The sequence below is a fragment of the Sphingopyxis sp. genome (assembly GCF_035565275.1).
Classification (GTDB): domain Bacteria; phylum Pseudomonadota; class Alphaproteobacteria; order Sphingomonadales; family Sphingomonadaceae; genus Sphingopyxis.
The window spans coordinates 1-5306 of the sequence record NZ_DATMST010000288.1 but is presented as its reverse complement, the minus strand read 5'-3'; the positions used below and the strand labels follow the sequence as shown (position 1 = coordinate 5306).

The following is a 5306-nucleotide window of genomic DNA, read 5'->3' as shown; positions in this document are numbered from 1 at the left end:
GGTCGGCGCCCGGCGCCGCCGCGGCGGCGGCATAGCCGCTGCGATAGGCGGGGCTTCGGCGCAGGAATTCCTGCGCGAAGTCCGCGCGATCATATCGCTCGAATATTTTCGGAAAATATGGCGACTGCCATCCGACTGCCTGATCCATTCGCACCTCCGACCCGTTTGAGGAGAATAAACCGCCGCTTTCAGCCAATATTGCCCCGCCCATGGCGGCGTGGTTACCGGCGCATACATCATGGACTTAGCGCAAAAATATCCGAGCTACGCACGCTAAAGCCCTCAAATTGGATATAACATCGCCCAGCCGAGACCGGGCGATGGGCGCCGCATCAATTGTCGTTGCGGCGATTCTGACGGCTCCAGACCAGGTCATATTCGCCCTCGTCGCCAGCGAAGAGCTGCGCGAAGATCGGGGCGATGAAGCTCGGGTCGTCGAGCTTGACCGAAAGATAGGGACGCTTGTCCTGGCTCGTCTTCGACCAGGCTGCGCCGACCTCGGCATCGCCGACGAATACGCGGTGGCTCGGGGCGTTGCCGCTGTGGTTCTGCTCGGGGGTGATACGGACCGCTTGGGCCTGCACCGAAAGGGTGACGATCTCGCCCTGATATTCACCCGAGACGAGTTTGAAGCTGCCGATCTTGCTCATGACGATGTCCTTTGCTGCATGTCGGGCCGCACCAGCGCGGCCTCGATGCGCATCGACAGCCGGCACGGGAGCGCGCCGCAGCCGCCAGGCCCGGAGCGAAGCGGAGGACGGCGGGCCGAGGCTTTCTTGGCTCGCGAGGAACGGCGGAACGCCGGGGGAAGAAAGTCGCAGGCCCGCGGTTGCGGCCAGCGATCCAGCGTCAGCGGCTTGCCGGCAGATGGCGCAGATCGGAGGCTGGGCTGGTGCGAGATGCTGCGAGGCTTCGACGCGAGATCAGTCTTTCAACCGACCCGGTTGAGGAAGGAGTTCGGGCTCAAGCTGTGCCGAGCGCTCCGTCGCACGGGGGGATTCCTCTCGGCTGTCCCGAGCCCCCGCCAGGCTGCAACGGCCGCCGCGAGAGCGCCTGCAATTCCGAGCGCCTCAAGCGTATATCCTCCGCCGATCGCGAGCCCGGCCAGCCCCTTCGCGGCCTGATAACCGGCAAAACCGGCGGGGCCGGAAAATGCCGCCGCGACGATCGCGCGATAAAAGGGCGGCAGGACAGCGCAAAGTGCCCGTCCGGCAACGAGGATGAGAACTCCGACCAGCAATCCTGCCGCGATCGATGCCGGATAGCCGAAGTCGCGGCCGATGAGGTAAATCGAGATGCCGACGCCGGCGTAAAGCGGAAGCGCCACCGCAGCCAGGCGAAACATCAGCACGGCGATATAGATGGCGGCCGCGGCGCCGAGGATGATGATGAAGGTCACGGGCGTCCTCCTGTCGGACGCGCTCTCCACCACCACCGCAGCGCAATCTGCCTCGCGGGCATAGCGAAATCGCCCCGAAGGTGAAACCGGAACCGGGTCCACCCTGGAGCGAAATCCCGCGCGATATCAGCGGTTGAACGGGTCATATTCGCAGACGATGCAAGCGGGGTCGCCGTCGAACTCGTCGAGCGGCATGACCGAATATCCAGCCGATGTTTCAACGAGGACGATGATCGTCATCATCGTGCGGGCGAGATTCCAGCCAAGCGATTGGGCGGTTGAAAGCGGCATATCGAGGCTCCTGTCGGGGAGCGGGACCATCCCGCTCGACAGTCGCCCCGCCGGACGGGGACAGGCCGCAATCACCGCAGCGAAGCGAAGGCCCAAGCGCAGCGCCGGGACCCCTTGCGGGTTGATTGAAGGAGGCCGGTCCTCGGCCCAGGGATCAGCGGCTATTCGAGAGCGGGTGGGGCCGCTTCCGGGCCGGAGACATGGCGCTGATCGAGCGTCGGTTTGCAGGATTACGCGTCGATGACGGAAATCTCATCTGCTCCAGGGATCGACGATCTCGATACCGCAATGTTCGAAATCCCGGCTGTTTCGCGTCGCCAGAATAGCTCCCCGCGAACGGGCGATCGCGGCGATCTGGGCGTCAAACTGGCTTATCGGGCGCCCCATGCCACGGCGTGCCGCTGCGATTTCGGCAAATGCCGTCGCTGCGTCGCCGTCGAATGCCAGGAGGCGACCGGAAAAATCCTCGGAGAACATCAAGAGTGCGGCGGCTGCCAGTTCGTCGCGCCGCCGACCTTTGTCAAGAATTGCGATACCGTAGAGAATTTCCGCCTGGGTGACCGTCGTCACGAAGAGCGACGAAGCAGCTTGCCGCCCGATCCAGTCGAGAACCCGCGGCTCAGGCGCGGCCCGCAAGACTTCGGATAATATATTGGTGTCGAGGAGGATCATGAGAGATCGATGGGCTCGCGCGTGTCCTCGCGTGGCGCAATGTCGAGTTCGATGCCGCCGAGCGGCGCGAAGCGCGCGCGAATGGCCGCCGCGAGATTGCCCATCGGCGCATCGTCGGTAGAAAGCGCCGAGCGGAGGATGTCGCGCACCTCTTCTTCCATCGAACGGCCATGCGCTGCCGCCTGCAGCCGCAGCCGGCGCTTCAGCGCGTCGTCGATGCCCCTGATCGTCATGCTGCCCATGTCGCGTCTCCTTGAGCGTAGATATTAGTCATTGACTGCAAAACAATCAATGACTGCAAAGGAAAGTGCGGCCCCGCTCGAAGGCGGAGCCGCAATGCTGTCAGTTGCCGGGGGCGTTCCAGATCAGCACCTTCTTCGAGGGATCGTCGCCCGGCGCGTTCGCGACATTGCAGAAGATCTCGCCGAGTTCGGGGGCCGACAGCGACACCGAGATATATTCGGCGCCGGTCGAGCGCGCGGTTTTCGTCCAGCCGCCGCCGAGTTCGAAGCCGTTCCGGCGGCTGACCACGCGGAAGTCGGGCTCGCTTTCCTTCATCTTGCGGCCGTTCGGAACGATCGCGATCGGCACGGTGACCATCAAGGTCGCGAGCGTGCCCTCGTAGCTTCCGTCGTCCTTGAGGGTCAGATTTCCAATGGTGGTACCCATGTTCAGTCTCCTTTGATGCTCGGGGACCATCCCCGATGGCGCCAGAAGGAGGGGCCGTGAGCCGCCGTCACCGAGCGCATGCGAGGGCGAACCCCCGCAGGGGGTTGACGGCATTAGGCGAGCCGAGCCCCGCAATCAGGCAGCCAATGCGGGAAAGGTCCCATGCAACGGGAGACAATGGGCCTCAGCGGAATCATGACTCCGGACGCGAAAGCCAGGCTCGCGGCCGTCGCGATTGCCCCGCTCCGCGCTCCGTTGCCGCATCCCGGCGCAAGGGCCCGAACCTTCAGTATGCCCCGCCGCCGGCTCGTACCTCCCTCCGGCCGGCGGCGCCCCCGGCACCCTCGCTTTCCGGTCTTTCATCCACAGCGATGACACCGCTTCGCCGCAGCGCGCCTTGACGAACAGCGGGCAATGAGAACAAAGAAGGAACATAAGACCAGCTTACCGAGTTATCCGCACCTATGCGCCAGTCCGTCGTTCTTGAAGATATTCGCGCCAAAATTGCGCAAATCGAAGGCGTTGGCGCGCGTCATGACGTCATTCCGTTCGGGATCGATGATCTCGACTCGCGAATCCCGGCGCGCGGAATCGCGACGGGCGCGCTCCACGAGCTCGCCGGCAGCCCCGAACTGGCCGACGATGCGAGCGCCACGATCTTCCTCGCCGGCATCCTCGCGCGGAGCGACGGCCCGGTTTTCTGGTGCCTGCGCTGGCGCGATCTCTTCGCCCCCGCGCTTCATCTAGCCGGACTGCATCCCGACCGGCTCATTCATGTCGAAGCGGGCAGCGACACCAACGTCCTCCTCGCGATGGAGGAGTGCCTCCGCCATCCGGGGCTCGCCGGGGTCGTCGGCGAGGTCAAGAAGTACAGCACCACCGCGTCGAAGCGGCTGCAGCTCGCCGCCGAAGCCTCGGGCGTCCCCGCCTTCATCTTCCGCCGGGCCTGCAAGGCCGGCGAGCCTGCCGAAGGCAGCGCCGCTTTGACCCGCTGGCGCATCACCGCGAGTCCGACCGAGGATCTCGGCATCCCCGCGATCGGACGCGCGCGCTGGCGCGTCGCGCTCGAGCGCGCGCGCGGGGGCAATCCCTACAACTGGATCGTGGAGGGCTGCGATGCGACGGGTCGTATCGCTCTTCCTGCCGCACTGGTCGACCGACCGGCTGCGCAGGAAGATGCGCAAGCCGCAGCCTGACGGCAGCGCCCCGCCCCGCCCGCTCGTTACCGCGATTCCCGACCATGGCCGGCGTATCGTCGCGGCGACGTGCCGCGAGGCGCAAATGCTTGGCATCCAGACAGGCATGACGATCACGAAAGCGCGGGCTTTCGCGCCCGAGCTGGATGTCGTCGACGCCGAGCCCGAGGCTGATCTCGACGGGTTGCGTCGCCTCGCCCTCTGGGCAGGTGCACGCTATTCGCCGGTTGTCGCGCCTGATCCGCCCGACGGGCTCTGGCTCGACATCACGGGCTGCGCGGCCATCTTCAGCAGCGAGCGAGCCTTGCTCAAGGATCTTCACCGCCGCGTCGCGGCCTTCGGTCTCAGCCTGCAAATTGCGGTCGCGGACACGGCCGGCTGCGCGCATGCGGCCGCCCGCCATGTCCCCGCCGGGCGGCCTGTCACGGTTGAACCCGGAGCGCACCGTAAGGCGATCGCGCTCCTACCCGTCTCAGCGCTCCGCCTGCCGTCCGCCGATGTCGAAGGCCTTCGCAAATTGGGCTTCGAGCGGATCGAGCAGCTGATCGGGAGCCCACGCGGTCCGCTCGCGAAACGGTTCGGGCGCGAACTGCATCGCCGGCTCGACCAGGCACTCGGCACGCTGCCGGAGCCGATCGAACCGCTCTTCCCCGAAGAGCTGCCGCAGGCGAGGCGCGGCTTCATGGAGCCGCTCGCGACGGCGGACGCCTTGGCGCAGGTGATCGGCGACCTTGCGCACGATATCGCGGGCCAGCTCAACCGCGCGGGAACGGGCGCGCGGCGCCTCGACTGCTATTTCCACCGCGTCGACGGGCAGACGCAGGCCATCCGTGTCGGAACCGCCTCGCCCTCGCGCGATCCCCGGCATCTTGCGAAGCTGCTCGCCGCGCGGATCGAGAGCATCGATCCCGGTCTCGGGATCGAGGCGATGACCCTCGTCGCCGCGCTCGCCGAGCGGCAGCCAGGGAGCCAGGCCGACGCGCTCGAAAATATCGGACGGCGCGGACCCGATCTTCCCGCGCTGGTCGACACGCTCGCCAATCGCTTCGGGCAGCGCGCGCTCCAGCGCGCGGCGCCGC

The 5306-nt window shown here is 66.2% G+C and carries 9 protein-coding genes; 2 read left to right on the top strand and 7 right to left on the bottom strand.

What is annotated here, in order from left to right:
* The 7 genes from VN047_RS19035 to VN047_RS19005 all read right to left on the bottom strand — a co-directional run.
* The coding region (locus tag VN047_RS19035) for a transcriptional regulator domain-containing protein (RefSeq protein WP_325545457.1) at positions 1 to 148 on the bottom strand (148 nt) is incomplete at its 3' end.
* 184 nt (positions 149 to 332) lie between these two features.
* Positions 333 to 650: a DUF736 domain-containing protein gene (locus VN047_RS19030; RefSeq protein WP_054727811.1), complete on the bottom strand. Its 318-nt coding sequence runs from the start codon at positions 648 to 650 to the stop codon at positions 333 to 335.
* Positions 651 to 931: 281 nt separating this feature from the next.
* Positions 932 to 1399, bottom strand: a complete 468-nt coding sequence (locus tag VN047_RS19025) for a hypothetical protein (RefSeq protein WP_137893783.1) — start codon at positions 1397 to 1399, stop codon at positions 932 to 934.
* A gap of 126 nt (positions 1400 to 1525) precedes the next feature.
* Positions 1526 to 1690, bottom strand: coding sequence for a hypothetical protein (locus VN047_RS19020; RefSeq protein ID WP_167346271.1), 165 nt, complete (start codon positions 1688 to 1690; stop codon positions 1526 to 1528).
* Between the two features lie 252 nt (positions 1691 to 1942).
* Entirely contained in the window at positions 1943 to 2362 is a 420-nt protein-coding gene (locus VN047_RS19015; RefSeq protein WP_137893785.1) for a type II toxin-antitoxin system VapC family toxin, read from the bottom strand.
* Positions 2359 to 2604 carry a FitA-like ribbon-helix-helix domain-containing protein gene (locus tag VN047_RS19010; protein WP_054727818.1) on the bottom strand — a complete coding sequence of 82 codons (246 nt, stop codon included), beginning with the start codon at positions 2602 to 2604 and terminating at the stop codon, positions 2359 to 2361. Before VN047_RS19010 ends, VN047_RS19015 begins: the two co-directional genes overlap by 4 nt.
* Before the next feature lie 100 nt (positions 2605 to 2704).
* Positions 2705 to 3031 carry a DUF736 domain-containing protein gene (locus VN047_RS19005; protein WP_054727820.1) on the bottom strand — a complete coding sequence of 109 codons (327 nt, stop codon included), beginning with the start codon at positions 3029 to 3031 and terminating at the stop codon, positions 2705 to 2707.
* 464 nt (positions 3032 to 3495) lie between these two features.
* Here VN047_RS19005 and VN047_RS19000 point away from each other — a divergent pair, with 464 nt between their 5' ends.
* Both VN047_RS19000 and VN047_RS18995 read left to right on the top strand, forming a co-directional pair.
* A complete protein-coding gene (locus VN047_RS19000; RefSeq protein ID WP_054727824.1) occupies positions 3496 to 4227 on the top strand; it encodes an ImuA family protein in 732 nt (243 codons plus the stop codon).
* A partial coding sequence (locus tag VN047_RS18995; RefSeq protein WP_325545452.1) for a DNA polymerase Y family protein occupies positions 4148 to 5306 on the top strand: 1159 nt, incomplete at its 3' end. The genes VN047_RS19000 and VN047_RS18995, both read left to right, overlap by 80 nt.

Bases quoted from the DNA above. Each gene is read 5' to 3' on its own strand.
- VN047_RS19030 (WP_054727811.1), bottom strand. From the start codon at position 650: ATGAGCAAGATCGGCAGCTTCAAACTCGTCTCGGGTGAATATCAGGGC.
- VN047_RS19020 (WP_167346271.1), bottom strand. From the start codon at position 1,690: ATGCCGCTTTCAACCGCCCAATCGCTTGGCTGGAATCTCGCCCGCACG.
- VN047_RS19015 (WP_137893785.1), bottom strand. From the start codon at position 2,362: ATGATCCTCCTCGACACCAATATATTATCCGAAGTCTTGCGGGCCGCG.
- VN047_RS19010 (WP_054727818.1), bottom strand. From the start codon at position 2,604: ATGGGCAGCATGACGATCAGGGGCATCGACGACGCGCTGAAGCGCCGG.
- VN047_RS19005 (WP_054727820.1), bottom strand. From the start codon at position 3,031: ATGGGTACCACCATTGGAAATCTGACCCTCAAGGACGACGGAAGCTAC.
- VN047_RS19000 (WP_054727824.1), top strand. From the start codon at position 3,496: ATGCGCCAGTCCGTCGTTCTTGAAGATATTCGCGCCAAAATTGCGCAA.